The organism is Streptomyces cinerochromogenes (genome assembly GCF_014648635.1).
Lineage (GTDB): Bacteria > Actinomycetota > Actinomycetes > Streptomycetales > Streptomycetaceae > Streptomyces > Streptomyces cinerochromogenes.
Map to the genome: position 1 here is coordinate 209,532 of NZ_BMRM01000006.1, position 16,425 is coordinate 225,956.

The following is a 16,425-nucleotide window of genomic DNA, read 5'->3' on the forward strand; positions in this document are numbered from 1 at the left end:
CCGAAGCCGCCCGTGGCACCGGAGCGCGGGGTGCCGGGCGTCAGAAGACCGGCAGGGCCGTCAGCGCGTCACCGTCCGCGACGAAGACGCGGTTGCCGTCGGCCGTCATCCAGTAGTCCTTGGGGTTCTTGATGATGCGGAAGGCCCACGTGGTCCGGTACAGGGTGGAGTCGGGGTCGTTGTCACTGCCGTCGTTCGCGCCGTCGGCCACGTTGAGGGCGGCGACCACGCCTTCCTCCGCGTTGACCTCCACGGACCAGAAGCCGTGGCCCTGGACCGCCAGCGGGCCTTCCGGGTCGCGTTCGAGGAGGAGGTCGTAGGGCCAGCCGCTCTGCTTGCCGTCCTTGATGTCGAACCGGAGAGCCGCTCCGAGGGCGGCCACGAAGACGTAGGGTCCGTGGATCGCGGCGGGCCCCCAGAAGACCTTTGTGCCGTCCCGGCGCCTCAGGTCCGGGCGCCACAGCTGCTTGCCGTCAGCGATGCCACGGGCGGTGAAGTACGGGCTGCCGCTCACGAACAGGGTCCCGCCCGTCGCGGCGATTCCCGGCCTGACGTCGTCCTGGTCGCGCAGCACCCAGACCGTGCGGCCGGTGCGCGTGTCGACGCCGAGGACGTCCCCCGCGTCCGTCGCGACGGCCAGGACGCCCTGGGACACGACGCCCCGCGCCGTGGCCTTCGTGCCGAGACCGGCATCCGGCTTCACGGTCCAGCGGATCCCCGCGTCGGAGCGGCCCACGCTGCGCAGCCGGCCGTCGTCGGTGACGACGTACACCGCCTCGGCGTCGGCCGCGAGGACGCAGGAGGCCTCGGCGGGCGCCGTCCACCTGGGTTCGCCGGTGGACGCGACGAAGGTCAGCAGCCTGCCGTGGCCGTCGGCGGCGGCTATCAGCCGGTCGGAGAGCGAGACGAAACGGCGTCTCGCCACTGCCTCGGGCGCGGACCACCGCGGTTTCCCGTCGACGACGCCGTGTGCCGTGATACCGCCCTTGGTGTCCCCGACCACCAGGACGTCGCGTACCGGCAGCGGGGCGGGTGTGCGGGCGCCGAGGGCCGACGGCCGCCTCCAGAGCGGATCGGGCGTCTGCCCCAGGACGTAGTCCCCCTTGTCCGCCGACAGCAGCCTGGCCTTGGGGGTGCGTGCCGCGGGCGGTATGTCGAAGGGGCCGCTGTCGTTCTTCCGCCAGAACCACCAGCCGGCGCCGCCCGCACCGGCGAGGGCGACCGGGCCGCCGACCGCGAGGGCCGTCAGCACACGGCGCCGGGAGACACCGGCCGGGGCGGCACCGGTGCCGGGCAGCGTGGTCAGCTCGTGCAGGGCGCGTTCCCGGCGCCGCACCTCCTCGGCCAGCGGGCCGGAGCGCCACACGCGGTCGGCGCCGCGGGGCGGGGCGAAGGCCCGCGCGACGGCGTCCGGGGCGGGCCGGTGCGCGGGATCCTTGGCCAGGCACGGGCCGATGAGCTGCTGGAGGGCGGCCGGTACCCGGTCCATGCGCGGGGTGCCGTGGACCACCTCGTACTGGACGGCGGCGGCGTGCGAACCGCCGTAGGCGCGCTGCCCGCTCGCCGCGTACACCAGCAGGGCGCCCAGGGAGAAGACGTCGGCGGCCGGGCCCACACGCTGTCCGAGAGCCTGTTCCGGCGCCCCGTAGCCCGGGGTCACCGGAATCTGCCCGGTGGTGGTGAGAGTGAGTCCGTGCTCGGGGCGGGCGATGCCGAAGTCGATGACGCGCGGGCCCGCCGAGGTGAGCACCACGTTGGCGGGTTTCAGGTCGCGGTGCACCAGGCCGGCGGCGTGGATGTCCCGCAGCGCGTGCGCGAGCGCCGCCGCGAGCGCCCGCACCCCGTTCTCGTCGAGGGGGCCGTGCGCGCCGACCGCCTCCTCCAGGTTCGGGCCGCTGAGGAACTCGGTCGCGATCCACGGGCGCCCGCCCTCGGTCTGCGTGTCCAGCACCCTGGCCACGCCCGGGCTGCTGACCGCCTGCGCCATCCGGGCCTCGCGCACGAAGCGCTGACCGAGCTGGGGGTCGTCCGCGAGATGGCGGTGCAGCACCTTCACCGCGGCCGTCCGCCCGTCGCGGTCCTGCCCGACGTACACCTTGCCCATGCCGCCCTCGCCGAGCACGCCGAGGATGCGGTAGGGCCCCAGGCGGATCGGGTCTCCGGTGTCCAGTGGCTTCATGTCTGCTGACCTCGGATCTCAGAGGAGCGGATAACCGGCGGCGTAGCCGTCGCCCAGGGCGATCAGGCGCCGTGAGGCCGGGTGGGCGAAGTAGCGGGCCGCGGCGGTGGCCTTGACGGGGCGGGACGTGCCGCCGTCGGCCAGCGCGACGGCCGTCAGGTGCGACGACGCCCTGCGGTACACGTAGGCGGCACCGACGACGGGCGGCGCGCCGAGGTCGGCGGCGGTCGCGCCGCCGCCCTTCTCCGTCCAGCGCGGTGCGCCGCTGCCGGCGTCGACCGCGACGACCCCGCGTCCCGACTCCACCGCGTACACCACCCCGTCGCGGACGGCGGGCGGGCTGTAGACGGCTCCCGCGGAGCCCTTGCCGTAGCGCCAGGCGACCTCGCCGTCGTCCAGGGCGAGCGCGAGCAGCCCGCCCGCCGACGGGTAGACATGCCGGTCGTCGACGGCCAGGTGGGCCCGGCTGAAGGCGGGCTGTCCGCTGGCGAGCGGGCGGCTCCACAGCTGCCGTCCGGTGCCGGTGTCCCGCACGACGAGCCGGGTGGCGCCCTCGGCGGACTGCTGGACGAGGACGAGGCGCTCGCCCGACACCCGGGCCGACAGGAAGTGGAACCGCTCGTTGCCGTCAGGGCGTGCCGGGAGGGGGACGTCCCACAGCTTCTTGCGGGCGTTCAGGTCGAGGGCGAGCAGGTGCCAGCTCTGGCCCTTGCGGAAGGCGTTGCCGCGCGGCGGGGCGGAGGGCTGGGGGCCCCGGCCGCCGACCGCGTAGACGGCGGTGCCGGAGGCGCACAGCAGCTGGGTCCCGTACAGGCCGCCGTTGAAGTCCTCCAGTTCCAGGGAGGGGTCCTGGGGTCTGCCGTCGGCGAGGCCGACGGGGCGGACGGACAGCGGACCGGCCTCGTGCGCGGTGTAGTCGAGCGCGTGGATCCGCCGTCCGTCGGTGACGGTGAGGTGGGCGAACAACACGCCGGGATCGGCCCACAGCGACTTCCCCGACGCCGGCTCCAGCCCCTTGACGCCGACCGACTCCCCGACGACCACCAGCCGGTCGAGCAGCAGGGGGGCCGGCGGGACCGGCGGCTGGTCGGTGTACTCGGCCACCACCTGCCAGCGCAGGTCCCACGCGGGCCGCGCCGGGCCGGTCGGCGCCGGGCGCGCGGGAGTGCCGCCGCCCCTGCGGCCGAGCCAGGCCCAGGCACCCGCTCCGGCCGCGGCGACACCGAGGGCGGAACCCGCGCCGAGGGACAGCAGCCTGCGGCGGGACACGCCCGCCGGGGCGGCGTCGGCCCCGGTCCCGGGCAGGCCGTGCCCGGCCGGGGGCGGCAGCCGGTGCGGCTCGGCCCGCCAGACGCCGGCGGCCCGCCGGGCGATGTCCACGAGCACCGGCTCCGGCAGACAGTCCGCGAAGTCCTGTTCGGCGCCGCCCAGCCGGGCCCGCAGTTCGCCGGTCGTGGGTCGCTGCCGCGGGTCCTTGGCGAAGCACGGGCCCAGGACGGCGGCGAGGCCGGCCGGGACCCCGGTCAGGTCCGGTTCGGCGTACCGCACCCGGTACAGCAGGTCCGCCGCCTGTCCCAGGCCGAACGGCCCCCTGCCCGTCGCGGCGTGGACCAGCACCCCGGCCAGGGCGAACACGTCACCGGCCGGGGTGTGTTCCTCGCCCGCCGCCTGCTCGGGCGACATGAAGGCGGGCGTGCCCGCCGCGGCCCCGGTCCGGGTGAGGCGGTCGTCGCCGAGCGCCCGGGCGATGCCGAAGTCGATGACCTTGGGGCCGTCGGCCGTCAGCATGATGTTGGACGGCTTCAGGTCCCGGTGGACGACGTCCGAGTCGTGCAGCTGGGCCAGCGCGGCGCACAGGCGGGCGCCGACGGCCCGGACCGCCCGCTCCGGCAGCGGCCCGCTCAGCCGGACGGCGTCGTCCAGGGGCGGCCCGATCAGGTACTCCGTGGCCAGCCAGGGCGTCTCGTGGACGAGGTCGGCGTCGAAGACCCGTGCGCCGTGCTCGCCGCCGATGACCCGGGCGGCGTCCGTCTCCAGCCGGAACCGGGTCCGGAAGACGGGGTCCGCGGCGATGCGGGCGTGCATCGTCTTGAGGGCGGCGACGCGTCCGGTGTCCGAACGGCCGAGGTAGACCGTGCCCATGCCGCCGCTGCCGAGGCGGGCGATCAGGTGGTAGGGGCCGAGCCGCGCGGGGTCGTCGTGGGCGAGGGGCGAGAACATCAGGGCCGCGTCTCCTGGGCGTGCGCGGGAACCGGGGCCGCGAGGACGCCGGCCGACTGACGGGCGAGGGCGGCGACGATCCGGGCCGGGAGGGGGAACGGGGGGCCGTCGAGAACGGTGGGTACGGGTGCGAGGGGGTCCGGGAGTGCCTGCGGCCGCAGCGGGAGGGGCGCCGACAGGCCGGCCGCGAGATCGGCCGCCGACGGCCGCCGGGCCGGGTCACGGGCCAGGCATGCGGTGATCGGCTCACGCAGCGACGCGGGAAGCTCCTCGCGCTCCGGGACGGTGTACCCGGTGCTCGCGTACGACAGCACGGCACCGAGCGCGTACACGTCGCCGAGCGGCCGGGGTCGTCCGCCCTGCGCCTGCTCCGGCGCCAGGCACCCGGGATCCAGTCCGGGCTTCCCCAACCGCTGCTCGCTCTCCGGAGCTGCGGCGCGCACCGCGCCGAAGCAGGCCAGCACCGGTCCGTCCACGCCCAGCAGCACGGCCGCGGGGGAGACGCCGGCATGCGCCACGCCCCGCGCGTGGGCGGTGGCCAGCGTGCGGGCGAGGGCCGCGCCGAGGGCGCGTACCACGGCCTCCGGCAGCGGTCCGCCGTGCGCGGCGAGGGCGGCGGTCAGGGGCAGCACGGGGGTGTACGGCGCCGCGTGCCACACCGGTACGGCAGCCCCGTCCACCTCCGCGACGGGCGCGAGACCGGGTAGCGCCAGCCGCCGGGCCTCCTCGGCCTCGGCGGCCCAGCGGGCGGGGTCGGCTCCGGGGTGCGGCACCTGCACGAGGACCGTGCGCCGGCCGTCGGCACTCCGGGCGACATACCGGCGATCGGGTGTCCGGTGCCGCTCGGCCTCGTCGTCCACCCCGGCCAGGACCGCGTACGGCCCGACCCACAGCGGGTCGTCCTGGCGCAGCCGCCTCATGCGCGCGTTCCCCCCGGTCGTCGGCACAGGGGAGAGATCTTACCGGGGGGAGTCGGGGCCGCTCCGGGGTGTGGGAAGAGCGACCTCCGCCCAGACGGTCTTGCGCGGGTGCCGCCCCTCGGTGACGCCCCAGCGGTCGGCGAGCGCCGCCACGAGCATCAGACCGCGGCCCGATTCGCCGTCCTCGGCCGGAGTGGTGAGCCGGGGCAGCCGGTCACCGCGCGTGTCGGTGACCTCGATGCGGAGGACGCCGCCGACGACGTAGAGCAGCAGCTGGAAGTCGCGGCCGGGCACGCGGCCGTGGGTGGCGGCGTTGGCGGCGAGTTCGGCGACGATCTGCGTCGGCGCCTCCAACGGCAGCCCCCACGTGCGCAGTTGCTGCTCGGTGAGCAGCCGGGCGAGACGGGCGCCGCGTGGCGTGGGGGACAGGCGGACGCTGAAGTGGGGGATGGTGCCGCCGAGTTGGTTTTCCGGGGCAGCCATTTCTTGATTCATGTCACTGAGCGTGGCGGAATCTGCTTCCGTGAAGGGAGTGACTGCGCCTGTGCGTACGGTGACTGTCCCGGCTTTGTCTCGGCTGTCTCGGCTGTCCCGGGCGTTGTACGGGTACGGAGTGCGCGCCGGAGGAGGAGCGATGGGTGAGGGAGTGGACGAGGCCGGCTGGGACGTCGAGCCCGGCGACGAGATCGAGCCGGTGGTCCAGGCGGTGGGGCGCCTGCTCAAGGTCTGCCGGGAGGCGGCCGGGGTCTCGGTGCCCGAGCTGGGCGAGGCCATGGGCTACGGCGAGGACATGATCCGCAAGATCGAGCGCGGGGCGCGGATCCCCCGGCCGGAGCTGCTGGACAGGGCGGACACGTTCCTGAAGGCGCAGGGCCATCTGAGGGCCTTCACGGAGGACATGAAGAAGGCCCGCTATCCGAAGAAGGTGCGGGAGCTGGCGGAGATGGAGGGGCGGGCGGTGGAGATGCTGCTTTACAGCAACCACAACATCCACGGCCTGTTGCAGACGGAGGAGTACGCGCGAGCGCTGCTGCGCACCTGGCGTCCGGCCTACTCACCGGATCAGCTGGAGCGCATGCTGGCCGGGCGCATGGCACGGAAGTCCGTCTTCGACCGCTCGCCCGCACCGGAGTTCAGCTTCGTCCAGGAAGAGGTGACGCTGCGGCGCCCGGTCGGGGACACAATGGTGCTGCGCCGTCAGCTCGAACACATGCTGGAGGTGGCCCGGTTGCCGTTCGTGGAGCTTCAAGTCATGCCGACCACGCGCGCGAACCACCCTGGAACGGGTGGGCTGATCGAAGTGCTGAAATTCGTGGACGGGACGGGAGTTGGCCGTACCGACGGTGACTTCTCTGGTCGCCCGGTCTCGAACCCGAGGCAGCTCCGTGTTCTTGATCTGCGCTATGGCATCATCCGGGCTCAGGCGCTCACGCCAGAGGAGTCTCTGGTCTTCATCGAGCAAGCGCTGGGAGAACTATGAGCACCCCGGAACTCCACTGGTTCAAGAGCGGCCACAGCGACAGCAGCAACGGCAACGACTGCCTCGAAGTCGCGCTCCACTGGTTCAAGAGCAGCTACAGCAGCAGTAGCAACGGCAACGACTGCCTCGAAGTCGCCCCCACCCCCACCACCATCCACATCCGCGACTCCAAGAACACCGAGGGGCCCCGCCTCGCCGTCACTCCCGCCACCTGGGCCGCATTCCTCACGTACGCCTCACGGAACGCCTAGACGGCTCCGGGGCGTACGACTCCTGGCGCGACGCCCGCTCGCTGGACAAGGCCTGCGACGGCACGCTGGCGCAGGACGGGCTGGCCTCGGCGCTGGGCTCCTCGGACCTGAAGGCCGAGACGTCCCCCGGGTCCGGACGCGCCGTGCGGATCACCCTGCGCTGGAGCACCGACGCAGCCCCCTCGGGCAGCCTGGTCGCGCTGGTCCGGCGTCGTCCGCTACGACGGCACCTGGCAGATCATGGTCACGCTCCACTGCGCGAAGCCGAAGGGCAGGGAGCTGGTCGCCTACGGTGACCTCTACGGCGCCTCCGGCGGGACCGCGGTCACCGGGCTCGGCCGGGTGTCCACGGCCCGCCTCGGCAAGCCCGGCACGGCGAAGCCGCTCGCGCGGGCGCAGGGGTCCTGCGTGGCGCTGCGTGACATCTCCGTCGCGGGGAGCGGCACATCCGGGATCATGGAGTACCCGGCGGACCCGGACGCCCCGCAGACCAACTGCTACCTGGTGACCGGCGCGGGGAAGCCCGGCTACGGGCTGTACGCGTACTACGGCGTCGCCGCCAAGGACTTCGAGTCGACCGGCTTCGGCGGCCCCGACCACGACTCCGTGGTGGCGACCGCCCCCTGCCCCCGGGCCGGCCACGAAGCGGTCTTCGCGCTCTACCGTCTCTACGACCCCGACACCCGCAGCGAACCGGTGGCGCACTACTCCGCCGCGTTCGCCCGGTCCGCACTGAAGGCCTTCGCCGGGCACGAGGCGGAGCAGCGCGGCTGCGGCGACGTACGGATCATGGATCCGACGTGACCGCCGCGCCGGCCGTGACCGCCGCACCTGTTTGACCTACATCACCTTCGGGGTAATCTCTTCGGCTCGATTGGCGGATGGCCTGCCCCATATGGCAGACTGTCCGAGTTGCTCGGTCGAGTGTTGATGCTGCGCGCCTCCCGCCGGGAGGACCGGAAGCGAGTCCCACAGTACTCGTCGTCCTAACTGCCTTCGGGCAGCACTGGGGCGGACGTACGGGAATCTTCCGGGAAGCGTGGGCGCGGCACCGGCCAGGCACCCGGTGGGCCTTCCGCCTCCGGCCTGCGGTTCCGGAAGGGCCGTGTGCATTCCTGCAGGGATGTTCGAACAAGGGACATCCATGTCAGCGGGAGCGCGACACGCCCGACCGCGTGGGTCGGACGAACGAAGGCAGCAGACGGAATCCGCCGGGTTCCAGAGCGTAAGAAGAGACAGGACTACTGAGTAGCCATGGCGGGACAGAAGATCCGCATCCGGCTCAAGGCCTACGACCACGAGGTCATCGACTCCTCGGCGAAGAAGATCGTCGAGACGGTGACCCGCACTGGTGCGTCGGTCGCGGGCCCGGTGCCGCTGCCCACTGAGAAGAACGTGTACTGCGTCATCAAGTCGCCGCACAAGTACAAGGACTCGCGCGAGCACTTCGAGATGCGCACGCACAAGCGCCTGATCGACATCCTCGACCCGACCCCCAAGACCGTTGACTCTCTGATGCGACTCGACCTCCCGGCCGGTGTCGACATCGAGATCAAGCTCTGAGGCTGGTGGGCTGAGAATGGCTAAGCAGATCAAGGGCATCCTGGGCGAGAAGCTCGGCATGACGCAGGTGTGGGACGAGAACAACCGTGTTGTTCCGGTCACCGTCGTCAAGGCCGGCCCCAACGTCGTCACCCAGGTCCGTACCAACGACGTCGACGGCTACGAGTCCGTTCAGATCGCCTTCGGCGAGATCGACCCGCGCAAGGTGAACAAGCCCCTCAAGGGCCACTTCGCCAAGGCCGACGTCACCCCCCGTCGCCACCTCGTCGAGATCCGCACCGCGGACGCCTCCGAGTACACGCTCGGCCAGGAGATCACCGCTGCGGTGTTCGAGGCCGGCGTGAAGGTCGACGTGACCGGCAAGAGCAAGGGCAAGGGCTTCGCCGGTGTCATGAAGCGCCACAACTTCCGTGGCCTCGGCGCCGGACACGGCACCCAGCGCAAGCACCGCTCCCCCGGTTCCATCGGTGGCTGCGCCACCCCGGGCCGCGTGTTCAAGGGCCTCCGCATGGCGGGTCGCATGGGCAACGAGCGGGTCACCACCCAGAACCTGACCGTCCACGCCGTTGACGCGGAGAAGGGTCTGCTGCTCATCAAGGGCGCGGTTCCCGGTCCGAACGGCGGCCTCGTCCTGGTCCGCACCGCGGCCAAGGGGGCCTGAGGTAACCGATGAGCACTGTTGACATCCTTTCGCCGGCTGGCGAGAAGGCCGGTTCCGTCGAGCTCCCCGCGGAGATCTTCGACGCCAAGGTCAGCGTTCCGCTGATCCACCAGGTCGTCGTCGCGCAGCTGGCCGCTGCCCGTCAGGGCACGCACAAGACCAAGACCCGTGGCGAAGTCCGTGGTGGTGGCAAGAAGCCGTACCGCCAGAAGGGCACCGGTCGCGCCCGTCAGGGTTCGACCCGCGCGCCGCAGTTCGCCGGTGGTGGCGTCGTGCACGGTCCCGTGCCGCGTGACTACTCGCAGCGCACCCCGAAGAAGATGAAGGCCGCCGCCCTGCGCGGTGCCCTCACCGACCGGGCGCGTCACAACCGCATCCACGTCGTCTCCGGCGTGGTCGAGGGCGAGACCCCCAGCACCAAGGCCGCCAAGTCGCTGTTCGGCAAGATCTCGGAGCGCAAGAACCTGCTCCTGATCGTCGACCGCGCCGACGAGGCCGCGTGGCTGTCCGCCCGCAACCTGCCCCAGGTCCACATCCTGGAGCCGGGCCAGCTGAACACGTACGACGTTCTCGTCTCGGACGACGTGGTCTTCACCCAGGCCGCTTTCGAGTCCTTCGTCGCCGGCCCGAAGGCCAACGACACTGAAGGGAGCGAGGTCTGATGGCCATCCGTCACCCCGCTATCGCCTCGAAGGCCGCCAAGGCCGCCAAGGCCGCGCGCGTCGCCAAGGCGCGTCGCCACGCCGCCGAGGGCAAGAACACCGTCGAGACCCCGCTGAGCAAGTCGTACACGGACCCCCGTGACGTCCTGCTGAAGCCGGTCGTCTCCGAGAAGAGCTACGCGCTCCTCGACGAGAACAAGTACACGTTCATCGTCGACCCGAACGCCAACAAGACCCAGATCAAGCAGGCCGTCCAGGCGGTCTTCGACGTCAAGGTCACCGGGGTCAACACGATCAACCGCCAGGGCAAGCGCAAGCGGACCCGCACCGGCTTCGGCCAGCGCGCGGCGACCAAGCGCGCGATCGTGACCCTCGCCGAGGGCGACCGTATCGACATCTTCGGCGGTCCGACCGCGTAAGCGGGTCGGATCGTCCGATATCGGACGAGGACTGAGAAATGGGAATCCGCAAGTACAAGCCGACTACGCCGGGCCGTCGTGGCGCCAGCGTTGCCGACTTCGTCGAGGTCACGCGGTCCACGCCGGAGAAGTCGCTGGTCCGTCCCCTGCACAGCAAGGGCGGCCGTAACAACGCCGGTCGTGTGACCGTTCGCCACCAGGGTGGCGGACACAAGCGCGCCTACCGTGTGATCGACTTCCGTCGTCACGACAAGGACGGCGTGCCGGCGAAGGTCGCGCACATCGAGTACGACCCCAACCGCACCGCGCGCATCGCGCTGCTGCACTACGCCGACGGCGAGAAGCGCTACATCCTCGCCCCGCGCAACCTGCAGCAGGGCGACACCGTGGAGAACGGTCCCGGGGCCGACATCAAGCCGGGCAACAACCTGGCCCTCCGCAACATCCCGGTCGGTACCACGATCCACGCGATCGAGCTCCGTCCCGGTGGCGGTGCCAAGTTCGCCCGCTCCGCCGGTGCCTCCGTGCAGCTGCTCGCGAAGGAGGGCGCCTACGCCCACCTCCGTATGCCGTCCGGTGAGATCCGCCTGGTCGACGTGCGCTGCCGCGCCACCGTCGGCGAGGTCGGCAACGCCGAGCAGAGCAACATCAACTGGGGCAAGGCGGGCCGCAAGCGGTGGCTGGGCGTTCGCCCGACCGTCCGTGGTGTGGTCATGAACCCGGTTGACCACCCGCACGGTGGTGGTGAGGGCCGGACCTCCGGTGGTCGCCACCCTGTGTCCCCGTGGGGCAAGAAGGAAGGCCGTACTCGTTCGCCCAAGAAGGCGTCGAACAAGTACATCGTCCGCCGCCGCAAGACGAACAAGAAGCGCTAAGGACGGGTTGAGATGCCTCGTAGCTTGAAGAAGGGGCCCTTCGTCGACGACCACCTGATGAAGAAGGTGGACACGCAGAACGAAGCCGGCACCAAGAACGTCATCAAGACCTGGTCCCGTCGCTCGATGATCGTCCCGGCCATGCTCGGCCACACGATCGCGGTGCACAACGGCAAGACCCACATCCCGGTGTTCGTCACCGAGTCGATGGTCGGCCACAAGCTCGGCGAGTTCTCGCCGACGCGCACCTTCCGGGGTCACGTCAAGGAAGACCGGAAGTCGAAGCGCCGCTAGTAGCGGATCGCATTCAGACACGTAAGTAACTGAAGGGACAACCATGGAAGCCAGGGCCCAGGCGCGGTACATCCGCGTCACGCCCATGAAGGCCCGCCGCGTGGTGGACCTCATCCGTGGCATGGACGCCACGGAGGCCCAGGCCGTCCTGCGATTCGCTCCGCAGGCCGCCTCGGTGCCGGTGGGCAAGGTGCTGGACAGCGCCATCGCCAACGCCGCGCACAACTACGACCACACCGATGTCGACAGCCTCTTCGTTTCCGAGGCCTACGTCGACGAGGGCCCGACCCTGAAGCGGTTCCGTCCGCGTGCCCAGGGCCGTGCCTACCGGATCCGCAAGCGGACCAGCCACATCACCGTGGTCGTCAGCAGCAAGGAAGGAACCCGGTAATGGGCCAGAAGGTAAACCCGCACGGGTTCCGGCTCGGTGTCACGACCGACTTCAAGTCGCGTTGGTACGCCGACAAGCTGTACAAGGACTACGTCAAGGAAGACGTCGCCATCCGTCGGATGATGACGTCCGGCATGGAGCGCGCCGGCATCTCCAAGGTCGAGATCGAGCGCACCCGTGACCGTGTGCGTGTGGACATCCACACCGCGCGTCCGGGCATCGTGATCGGCCGCCGTGGCGCCGAGGCCGACCGCATCCGCGGTGACCTCGAGAAGCTCACGGGCAAGCAGGTCCAGCTGAACATCCTCGAGGTCAAGAACCCCGAGACGGACGCTCAGCTGGTTGCCCAGGCCGTCGCCGAGCAGCTCTCCTCCCGCGTCTCCTTCCGTCGCGCCATGCGTAAGAGCATGCAGTCGGCGATGAAGGCCGGGGCCAAGGGCATCAAGATCCAGTGCGGCGGCCGCCTCGGTGGCGCCGAGATGTCCCGCTCGGAGTTCTACCGCGAGGGCCGCGTGCCCCTGCACACGCTCCGCGCGAACGTGGACTACGGCTTCTTCGAGGCCAAGACGACCTTCGGCCGCATCGGTGTGAAGGTCTGGATCTACAAGGGCGACGTCAAGAACATCGCCGAGGTCCGCGCCGAGAACGCTGCGGCCCGTGCGGGTAACCGCCCGGCCCGTGGTGGCGTCGACCGCCCGGCCCGTGGTGGCCGTGGTGGCGAGCGCGGCGGGCGCGGTCGTAAGCCGCAGCAGGCTGCCGGCGCCGAGGCCCCCAAGGCCGAGGCCCCCGCCGCCGCCGCTCCGGCTGAGAGCACCGGAACGGAGGCCTGACCGAAATGCTGATCCCCCGTAGGGTCAAGCACCGCAAGCAGCACCACCCGAAGCGCAACGGTATGTCCAAGGGTGGGACGCAGGTTGCGTTCGGCGAGTACGGCATCCAGGCGCTGACCCCGGCCTACGTCACGAACCGCCAGATCGAGGCGGCCCGTATCGCGATGACCCGTCACATCAAGCGTGGCGGCAAGGTCTGGATCAACATCTACCCGGACCGTCCCCTCACCAAGAAGCCGGCCGAGACCCGCATGGGTTCCGGTAAGGGTTCTCCGGAGTGGTGGATCGCGAACGTCAAGCCCGGACGTGTGATGTTCGAGCTGTCGTACCCCAACGAGAAGATCGCCCGTGAGGCGCTGACTCGTGCGGCCCACAAGCTGCCGATGAAGTGCCGGATCGTCAAGCGCGAGGCAGGTGAAGCGTGATGTCGGCCGGTACCAAGGCGTCCGAGCTGCGCGAGCTGGGCAACGAGGAGCTTCTGGCGAAGCTCCGCGAGGCCAAGGAAGAGCTGTTCAACCTCCGCTTCCAGGCGGCGACGGGTCAGCTCGAGAACCACGGTCGGCTGAAGGCCGTCCGTAAGGACATCGCGCGGATCTACACCCTGATGCGTGAGCGCGAGCTGGGCATCGAGACGGTGGAGAGCGCCTGATGAGCGAGAGCAACGTGACTGAGAACACCGAGGCACGCGGATTCCGCAAGACCCGTGAGGGTCTGGTCGTCAGCGACAAGATGGACAAGACCGTCGTCGTCGCCGTCGAGGACCGTGTCAAGCACGCGCTGTACGGCAAGGTCATCCGCCGTACGAACAAGCTCAAGGCCCACGACGAGCAGAACGCTGCGGGCGTCGGCGACCGCGTCCTCCTCATGGAGACCCGGCCGCTGTCCGCGACGAAGCGCTGGCGCGTCGTCGAGATCCTCGAGAAGGCCAAGTAATTCTCCTGCGGGGCGCCCCTCGCAGGACAGTTCCGCCAGGCTCCGGGGGACCGCTCGCTGAGCGGCCCCCGGGGAACCGGCAGACATTCAGGAGATAGACGTGATCCAGCAGGAGTCGCGACTGCGTGTCGCCGACAACACTGGTGCGAAGGAGATCCTTTGCATCCGTGTGCTCGGTGGCTCCGGTCGCCGCTACGCGGGCATCGGTGACGTCATCGTCGCCACCGTCAAGGACGCGATCCCCGGTGGCAACGTGAAGAAGGGTGACGTCGTCAAGGCGGTCATCGTTCGCACCGTCAAGGAGCGCCGCCGTCCGGACGGCTCGTACATCCGCTTCGACGAGAACGCCGCCGTCATTCTGAAGAACGACGGCGACCCTCGCGGCACCCGCATCTTCGGCCCGGTCGGCCGTGAGCTGCGCGAGAAGAAGTTCATGAAGATCATCTCGCTCGCGCCGGAGGTGCTGTAAGCATGAAGATCAAGAAGGGCGACCTGGTCCAGGTCATCACCGGCAAGGACAAGGGCAAGCAGGGCAAGGTCATCGCGGCCTACCCCCGCGAGGACCGTGTCCTGGTCGAGGGTGTCAACCGGGTCAAGAAGCACACCAAGGCCGGCCCGACCGCCAGCGGTTCCCAGGCCGGCGGCATCGTGACCACCGAGGCCCCGATCCACGTGTCCAACGTCCAGCTGGTCGTGGAGAAGGACGGCCAGAAGGTCGTCACTCGCGTCGGTTACCGCTTCGACGAAGAGGGCAACAAGATCCGCGTTGCCAAGCGGACGGGTGAGGACATCTGATGGCTACCACCACCACTCCGCGTCTGAAGACGAAGTACCGCGAGGAGATCGCGGGCAAGCTGCGTGACGAGTTCAAGTACGAGAACGTCATGCAGGTTCCCGGCCTCGTCAAGATCGTGGTCAACATGGGTGTCGGCGACGCCGCCCGTGACTCGAAGCTGATCGAGGGCGCGATCCGCGACCTGACCACCATCACCGGTCAGAAGCCGGCCGTCACCAAGGCCCGCAAGTCCATCGCGCAGTTCAAGCTGCGTGAGGGCCAGCCGATCGGTGCCCACGTCACGCTCCGTGGCGACCGCATGTGGGAGTTCCTGGACCGCACCCTGTCGCTCGCGCTCCCGCGCATCCGCGACTTCCGTGGTCTGTCCCCCAAGCAGTTCGACGGCCGTGGCAACTACACCTTCGGTCTCACGGAGCAGGTCATGTTCCACGAGATCGACCAGGACAAGATCGACCGTGTCCGGGGTATGGACATCACCGTGGTCACCACGGCGACCAACGACGAAGAGGGCCGTGCCCTTCTCCGTCACCTCGGCTTCCCGTTCAAGGAGGCGTGAGCGAGATGGCGAAGAAGGCTCTCATCGCGAAGGCTGCTCGCAAGCCCAAGTTCGGTGTGCGTGGCTACACCCGCTGCCAGCGCTGCGGTCGTCCCCACTCCGTGTACCGCAAGTTCGGTCTCTGCCGCGTGTGCCTTCGTGAGATGGCTCACCGTGGCGAGCTGCCGGGCGTGACCAAGAGCTCCTGGTAATCCCGACTTTTAGGGATTCCTGGACCTCTCGGTAAGCAACCGGGTCGGCAGGGCCCGAGACCCTCATGCCGTAGGCTTGTGGGGTTGGGCTCTGCCGCCCTGAACGCCCGCGGACGACGTCCGCTGAATGATTGCTTACTACGCCGTAGGTCCCCGCACCGCACCCGTCCCGTCTGAACAAGTACGGGGAGAGGGATGGCGCATATAGGAAACCCCGGCGAGAAAGGCCACAGGCCAATTCATGACCATGACTGATCCGATCGCAGACATGCTGACGCGTCTGCGGAACGCGAACTCGGCGTACCACGACTCGGTGTCGATGCCGCACTCCAAGATCAAGTCGCACATCGCGGAGATCCTCCAGCAGGAGGGCTTCATCACGGGCTGGAAGGTCGAGGACGCCGAGGTCGGCAAGAACCTCGTCCTGGAGCTGAAGTTCGGCCCCAACCGTGAGCGCTCCATCGCGGGCATCAAGCGGATCTCCAAGCCCGGTCTCCGGGTGTACGCGAAGTCCACCAACCTGCCGAAGGTGCTCGGCGGCCTCGGCGTGGCGATCATCTCCACGTCGCACGGGCTCCTCACCGACAAGCAGGCCGGCAAGAAGGGCGTGGGTGGGGAAGTCCTCGCCTACGTCTGGTAGCAGAAGGGAACGGAGGAAACAGCTATGTCGCGCATCGGCAAGCTCCCCATCGCGGTTCCCGCCGGCGTGGACGTCACCATCGACGGCCGTACGGTGCAGGTCAAGGGCCCCAAGGGCGAACTGACCCACACCATTGCGGCTCCGATCGACATCGCTAAGGGCGAGGACGGCACCCTCCAGGTGCTGCGCCCGAACGACGAGCGTCAGAGCAAGGCCCTGCACGGCCTCTCCCGCACGCTGGTGGCGAACATGATCACCGGCGTGACCCAGGGTTACGTGAAGAAGCTCGAGATCAGCGGTGTCGGTTACCGAGTGACCGCCAAGGGTTCCAACCTGGAGTTCGCTCTCGGTTACAGCCACCCGATCCTGGTCGAGGCCCCCGAGGGCATCACCTTCAAGGTGGAGACCCCGACCCGTTTCTCGGTCGAGGGCATCGACAAGCAGAAGGTCGGCGAGGTTGCGGCCAACATCCGCAAGCTGCGCAAGCCTGACCCGTACAAGGCCAAGGGCGTCAAGTACGAGGGCGAAGTCATCCGCCGCAAGGTCGGAAAGGCGGGTAAGTAA

At 70.0% G+C, this 16,425-nt stretch carries 24 protein-coding genes; 20 read left to right on the plus strand and 4 right to left on the minus strand.

Annotation, left to right across the window (positions count from 1 at the left end):
* Window positions 1-40: 40 nt before the first annotated feature.
* The 4 genes from IEZ20_RS14110 to IEZ20_RS14125 are packed head-to-tail and all read right to left on the minus strand — an operon-like array spanning window position 41 to window position 5,814.
* Complete coding sequence (locus IEZ20_RS14110) at window positions 41-2,179, minus strand: serine/threonine-protein kinase (protein ID WP_189298162.1); 2,139 nt, start codon at window positions 2,177-2,179, stop codon at window positions 41-43.
* Between the two features lie 18 nt (window positions 2,180-2,197).
* The gene (locus tag IEZ20_RS14115; RefSeq protein ID WP_189298164.1) at window positions 2,198-4,399 is read right to left on the minus strand and encodes a serine/threonine-protein kinase; all 2,202 of its coding nucleotides are present in this window, start codon (window positions 4,397-4,399) and stop codon (window positions 2,198-2,200) included.
* Complete coding sequence (locus tag IEZ20_RS14120; protein WP_189298165.1) at window positions 4,399-5,319, minus strand: protein kinase family protein; 921 nt, start codon at window positions 5,317-5,319, stop codon at window positions 4,399-4,401. Before IEZ20_RS14120 ends, IEZ20_RS14115 begins: the two co-directional genes overlap by 1 nt.
* A gap of 39 nt (window positions 5,320-5,358) precedes the next feature.
* Window positions 5,359-5,814, minus strand: a complete 456-nt coding sequence (locus IEZ20_RS14125) for an ATP-binding protein (RefSeq protein ID WP_189298168.1) — start codon at window positions 5,812-5,814, stop codon at window positions 5,359-5,361.
* A gap of 139 nt (window positions 5,815-5,953) precedes the next feature.
* Here IEZ20_RS14125 and IEZ20_RS14130 point away from each other — a divergent pair, with 139 nt between their 5' ends.
* From IEZ20_RS14130 to rplF, 20 genes are all read left to right on the plus strand, one after another.
* Window positions 5,954-6,799, plus strand: coding sequence for a helix-turn-helix domain-containing protein (locus IEZ20_RS14130; RefSeq protein ID WP_189298170.1), 846 nt, complete (start codon window positions 5,954-5,956; stop codon window positions 6,797-6,799).
* On the plus strand, window positions 6,796-7,050 hold the full coding sequence (locus IEZ20_RS14135) for a DUF397 domain-containing protein (protein ID WP_189298172.1): 255 nt from the start codon (window positions 6,796-6,798) through the stop codon (window positions 7,048-7,050). Before IEZ20_RS14130 ends, IEZ20_RS14135 begins: the two co-directional genes overlap by 4 nt.
* Before the next feature lie 240 nt (window positions 7,051-7,290).
* Window positions 7,291-7,854: a hypothetical protein gene (locus IEZ20_RS14140; protein ID WP_189298173.1), complete on the plus strand. Its 564-nt coding sequence runs from the start codon at window positions 7,291-7,293 to the stop codon at window positions 7,852-7,854.
* A gap of 450 nt (window positions 7,855-8,304) precedes the next feature.
* Window positions 8,305-8,613, plus strand: a complete 309-nt coding sequence (gene rpsJ / locus IEZ20_RS14145; RefSeq protein ID WP_003948644.1) for a 30S ribosomal protein S10 — start codon at window positions 8,305-8,307, stop codon at window positions 8,611-8,613.
* Window positions 8,614-8,629: 16 nt separating this feature from the next.
* Complete coding sequence (gene rplC / locus IEZ20_RS14150; protein WP_059252066.1) at window positions 8,630-9,274, plus strand: 50S ribosomal protein L3; 645 nt, start codon at window positions 8,630-8,632, stop codon at window positions 9,272-9,274.
* Between the two features lie 8 nt (window positions 9,275-9,282).
* Window positions 9,283-9,936 (plus strand): 50S ribosomal protein L4, encoded by a 654-nt coding sequence (gene rplD / locus IEZ20_RS14155; RefSeq protein ID WP_189298175.1) that lies wholly within the window; start codon window positions 9,283-9,285, stop codon window positions 9,934-9,936.
* Window positions 9,936-10,355 carry a 50S ribosomal protein L23 gene (gene rplW / locus IEZ20_RS14160; RefSeq protein WP_189298177.1) on the plus strand — a complete coding sequence of 140 codons (420 nt, stop codon included), beginning with the start codon at window positions 9,936-9,938 and terminating at the stop codon, window positions 10,353-10,355. The genes rplD and rplW overlap by 1 nt, the downstream gene beginning before the upstream one ends.
* 38 nt (window positions 10,356-10,393) lie before the next feature.
* Window positions 10,394-11,230 (plus strand): 50S ribosomal protein L2, encoded by an 837-nt coding sequence (rplB, locus tag IEZ20_RS14165; RefSeq protein ID WP_030601203.1) that lies wholly within the window; start codon window positions 10,394-10,396, stop codon window positions 11,228-11,230.
* Window positions 11,231-11,242: 12 nt separating this feature from the next.
* Window positions 11,243-11,524: a 30S ribosomal protein S19 gene (rpsS, locus tag IEZ20_RS14170; RefSeq protein ID WP_030641188.1), complete on the plus strand. Its 282-nt coding sequence runs from the start codon at window positions 11,243-11,245 to the stop codon at window positions 11,522-11,524.
* Window positions 11,525-11,567: 43 nt separating this feature from the next.
* The gene (gene rplV / locus IEZ20_RS14175; protein WP_030778516.1) at window positions 11,568-11,915 is read left to right on the plus strand and encodes a 50S ribosomal protein L22; all 348 of its coding nucleotides are present in this window, start codon (window positions 11,568-11,570) and stop codon (window positions 11,913-11,915) included.
* A complete protein-coding gene (rpsC, locus tag IEZ20_RS14180; protein WP_189298179.1) occupies window positions 11,915-12,745 on the plus strand; it encodes a 30S ribosomal protein S3 in 831 nt (276 codons plus the stop codon). Before rplV ends, rpsC begins: the two co-directional genes overlap by 1 nt.
* 5 nt (window positions 12,746-12,750) lie before the next feature.
* Window positions 12,751-13,170 (plus strand): 50S ribosomal protein L16, encoded by a 420-nt coding sequence (gene rplP / locus IEZ20_RS14185; RefSeq protein WP_009190136.1) that lies wholly within the window; start codon window positions 12,751-12,753, stop codon window positions 13,168-13,170.
* Window positions 13,170-13,394, plus strand: coding sequence for a 50S ribosomal protein L29 (gene rpmC, locus IEZ20_RS14190; RefSeq protein WP_003974259.1), 225 nt, complete (start codon window positions 13,170-13,172; stop codon window positions 13,392-13,394). The genes rplP and rpmC overlap by 1 nt, the downstream gene beginning before the upstream one ends.
* Window positions 13,394-13,678 carry a 30S ribosomal protein S17 gene (rpsQ, locus tag IEZ20_RS14195; protein ID WP_014674375.1) on the plus strand — a complete coding sequence of 95 codons (285 nt, stop codon included), beginning with the start codon at window positions 13,394-13,396 and terminating at the stop codon, window positions 13,676-13,678. Before rpmC ends, rpsQ begins: the two co-directional genes overlap by 1 nt.
* A gap of 100 nt (window positions 13,679-13,778) precedes the next feature.
* A complete protein-coding gene (gene rplN / locus IEZ20_RS14200; protein ID WP_003998823.1) occupies window positions 13,779-14,147 on the plus strand; it encodes a 50S ribosomal protein L14 in 369 nt (122 codons plus the stop codon).
* Between the two features lie 2 nt (window positions 14,148-14,149).
* Window positions 14,150-14,473 carry a 50S ribosomal protein L24 gene (gene rplX / locus IEZ20_RS14205; protein WP_030345434.1) on the plus strand — a complete coding sequence of 108 codons (324 nt, stop codon included), beginning with the start codon at window positions 14,150-14,152 and terminating at the stop codon, window positions 14,471-14,473.
* Window positions 14,473-15,030 carry a 50S ribosomal protein L5 gene (rplE, locus tag IEZ20_RS14210; RefSeq protein WP_014674377.1) on the plus strand — a complete coding sequence of 186 codons (558 nt, stop codon included), beginning with the start codon at window positions 14,473-14,475 and terminating at the stop codon, window positions 15,028-15,030. Before rplX ends, rplE begins: the two co-directional genes overlap by 1 nt.
* A 5-nt stretch (window positions 15,031-15,035) precedes the next feature.
* Window positions 15,036-15,221 carry a type Z 30S ribosomal protein S14 gene (locus IEZ20_RS14215; RefSeq protein WP_003948630.1) on the plus strand — a complete coding sequence of 62 codons (186 nt, stop codon included), beginning with the start codon at window positions 15,036-15,038 and terminating at the stop codon, window positions 15,219-15,221.
* Between the two features lie 241 nt (window positions 15,222-15,462).
* On the plus strand, window positions 15,463-15,861 hold the full coding sequence (rpsH, locus tag IEZ20_RS14220) for a 30S ribosomal protein S8 (RefSeq protein ID WP_014674378.1): 399 nt from the start codon (window positions 15,463-15,465) through the stop codon (window positions 15,859-15,861).
* Between the two features lie 24 nt (window positions 15,862-15,885).
* Window positions 15,886-16,425, plus strand: coding sequence for a 50S ribosomal protein L6 (gene rplF / locus IEZ20_RS14225; protein ID WP_189298181.1), 540 nt, complete (start codon window positions 15,886-15,888; stop codon window positions 16,423-16,425).

What these genes read in the sequence shown, in the direction of transcription:
- rplP (WP_009190136.1), top strand. Translation starts at nt 12,751, where the DNA reads ATGCTGATCCCCCGTAGGGTCAAGCACCGCAAGCAGCACCACCCGAAG.
- rpmC (WP_003974259.1), top strand. Translation starts at nt 13,170, where the DNA reads ATGTCGGCCGGTACCAAGGCGTCCGAGCTGCGCGAGCTGGGCAACGAG.
- rpsS (WP_030641188.1), top strand. Translation starts at nt 11,243, where the DNA reads ATGCCTCGTAGCTTGAAGAAGGGGCCCTTCGTCGACGACCACCTGATG.
- rplW (WP_189298177.1), top strand. Translation starts at nt 9,936, where the DNA reads ATGGCCATCCGTCACCCCGCTATCGCCTCGAAGGCCGCCAAGGCCGCC.
- IEZ20_RS14215 (WP_003948630.1), top strand. Translation starts at nt 15,036, where the DNA reads ATGGCGAAGAAGGCTCTCATCGCGAAGGCTGCTCGCAAGCCCAAGTTC.
- IEZ20_RS14110 (WP_189298162.1), bottom strand. Translation starts at nt 2,179, where the DNA reads ATGAAGCCACTGGACACCGGAGACCCGATCCGCCTGGGGCCCTACCGC.
- rplB (WP_030601203.1), top strand. Translation starts at nt 10,394, where the DNA reads ATGGGAATCCGCAAGTACAAGCCGACTACGCCGGGCCGTCGTGGCGCC.
- rplX (WP_030345434.1), top strand. Translation starts at nt 14,150, where the DNA reads ATGAAGATCAAGAAGGGCGACCTGGTCCAGGTCATCACCGGCAAGGAC.
- rplC (WP_059252066.1), top strand. Translation starts at nt 8,630, where the DNA reads ATGGCTAAGCAGATCAAGGGCATCCTGGGCGAGAAGCTCGGCATGACG.
- rpsJ (WP_003948644.1), top strand. Translation starts at nt 8,305, where the DNA reads ATGGCGGGACAGAAGATCCGCATCCGGCTCAAGGCCTACGACCACGAG.
- rplV (WP_030778516.1), top strand. Translation starts at nt 11,568, where the DNA reads ATGGAAGCCAGGGCCCAGGCGCGGTACATCCGCGTCACGCCCATGAAG.
- rpsQ (WP_014674375.1), top strand. Translation starts at nt 13,394, where the DNA reads ATGAGCGAGAGCAACGTGACTGAGAACACCGAGGCACGCGGATTCCGC.
- rplD (WP_189298175.1), top strand. Translation starts at nt 9,283, where the DNA reads ATGAGCACTGTTGACATCCTTTCGCCGGCTGGCGAGAAGGCCGGTTCC.
- IEZ20_RS14130 (WP_189298170.1), top strand. Translation starts at nt 5,954, where the DNA reads ATGGGTGAGGGAGTGGACGAGGCCGGCTGGGACGTCGAGCCCGGCGAC.
- IEZ20_RS14135 (WP_189298172.1), top strand. Translation starts at nt 6,796, where the DNA reads ATGAGCACCCCGGAACTCCACTGGTTCAAGAGCGGCCACAGCGACAGC.
- IEZ20_RS14115 (WP_189298164.1), bottom strand. Translation starts at nt 4,399, where the DNA reads ATGTTCTCGCCCCTCGCCCACGACGACCCCGCGCGGCTCGGCCCCTAC.
- IEZ20_RS14125 (WP_189298168.1), bottom strand. Translation starts at nt 5,814, where the DNA reads ATGAATCAAGAAATGGCTGCCCCGGAAAACCAACTCGGCGGCACCATC.
- rplF (WP_189298181.1), top strand. Translation starts at nt 15,886, where the DNA reads ATGTCGCGCATCGGCAAGCTCCCCATCGCGGTTCCCGCCGGCGTGGAC.
- rpsH (WP_014674378.1), top strand. Translation starts at nt 15,463, where the DNA reads ATGACCATGACTGATCCGATCGCAGACATGCTGACGCGTCTGCGGAAC.
- IEZ20_RS14120 (WP_189298165.1), bottom strand. Translation starts at nt 5,319, where the DNA reads ATGAGGCGGCTGCGCCAGGACGACCCGCTGTGGGTCGGGCCGTACGCG.
- rplE (WP_014674377.1), top strand. Translation starts at nt 14,473, where the DNA reads ATGGCTACCACCACCACTCCGCGTCTGAAGACGAAGTACCGCGAGGAG.
- rpsC (WP_189298179.1), top strand. Translation starts at nt 11,915, where the DNA reads ATGGGCCAGAAGGTAAACCCGCACGGGTTCCGGCTCGGTGTCACGACC.
- IEZ20_RS14140 (WP_189298173.1), top strand. Translation starts at nt 7,291, where the DNA reads ATGGTCACGCTCCACTGCGCGAAGCCGAAGGGCAGGGAGCTGGTCGCC.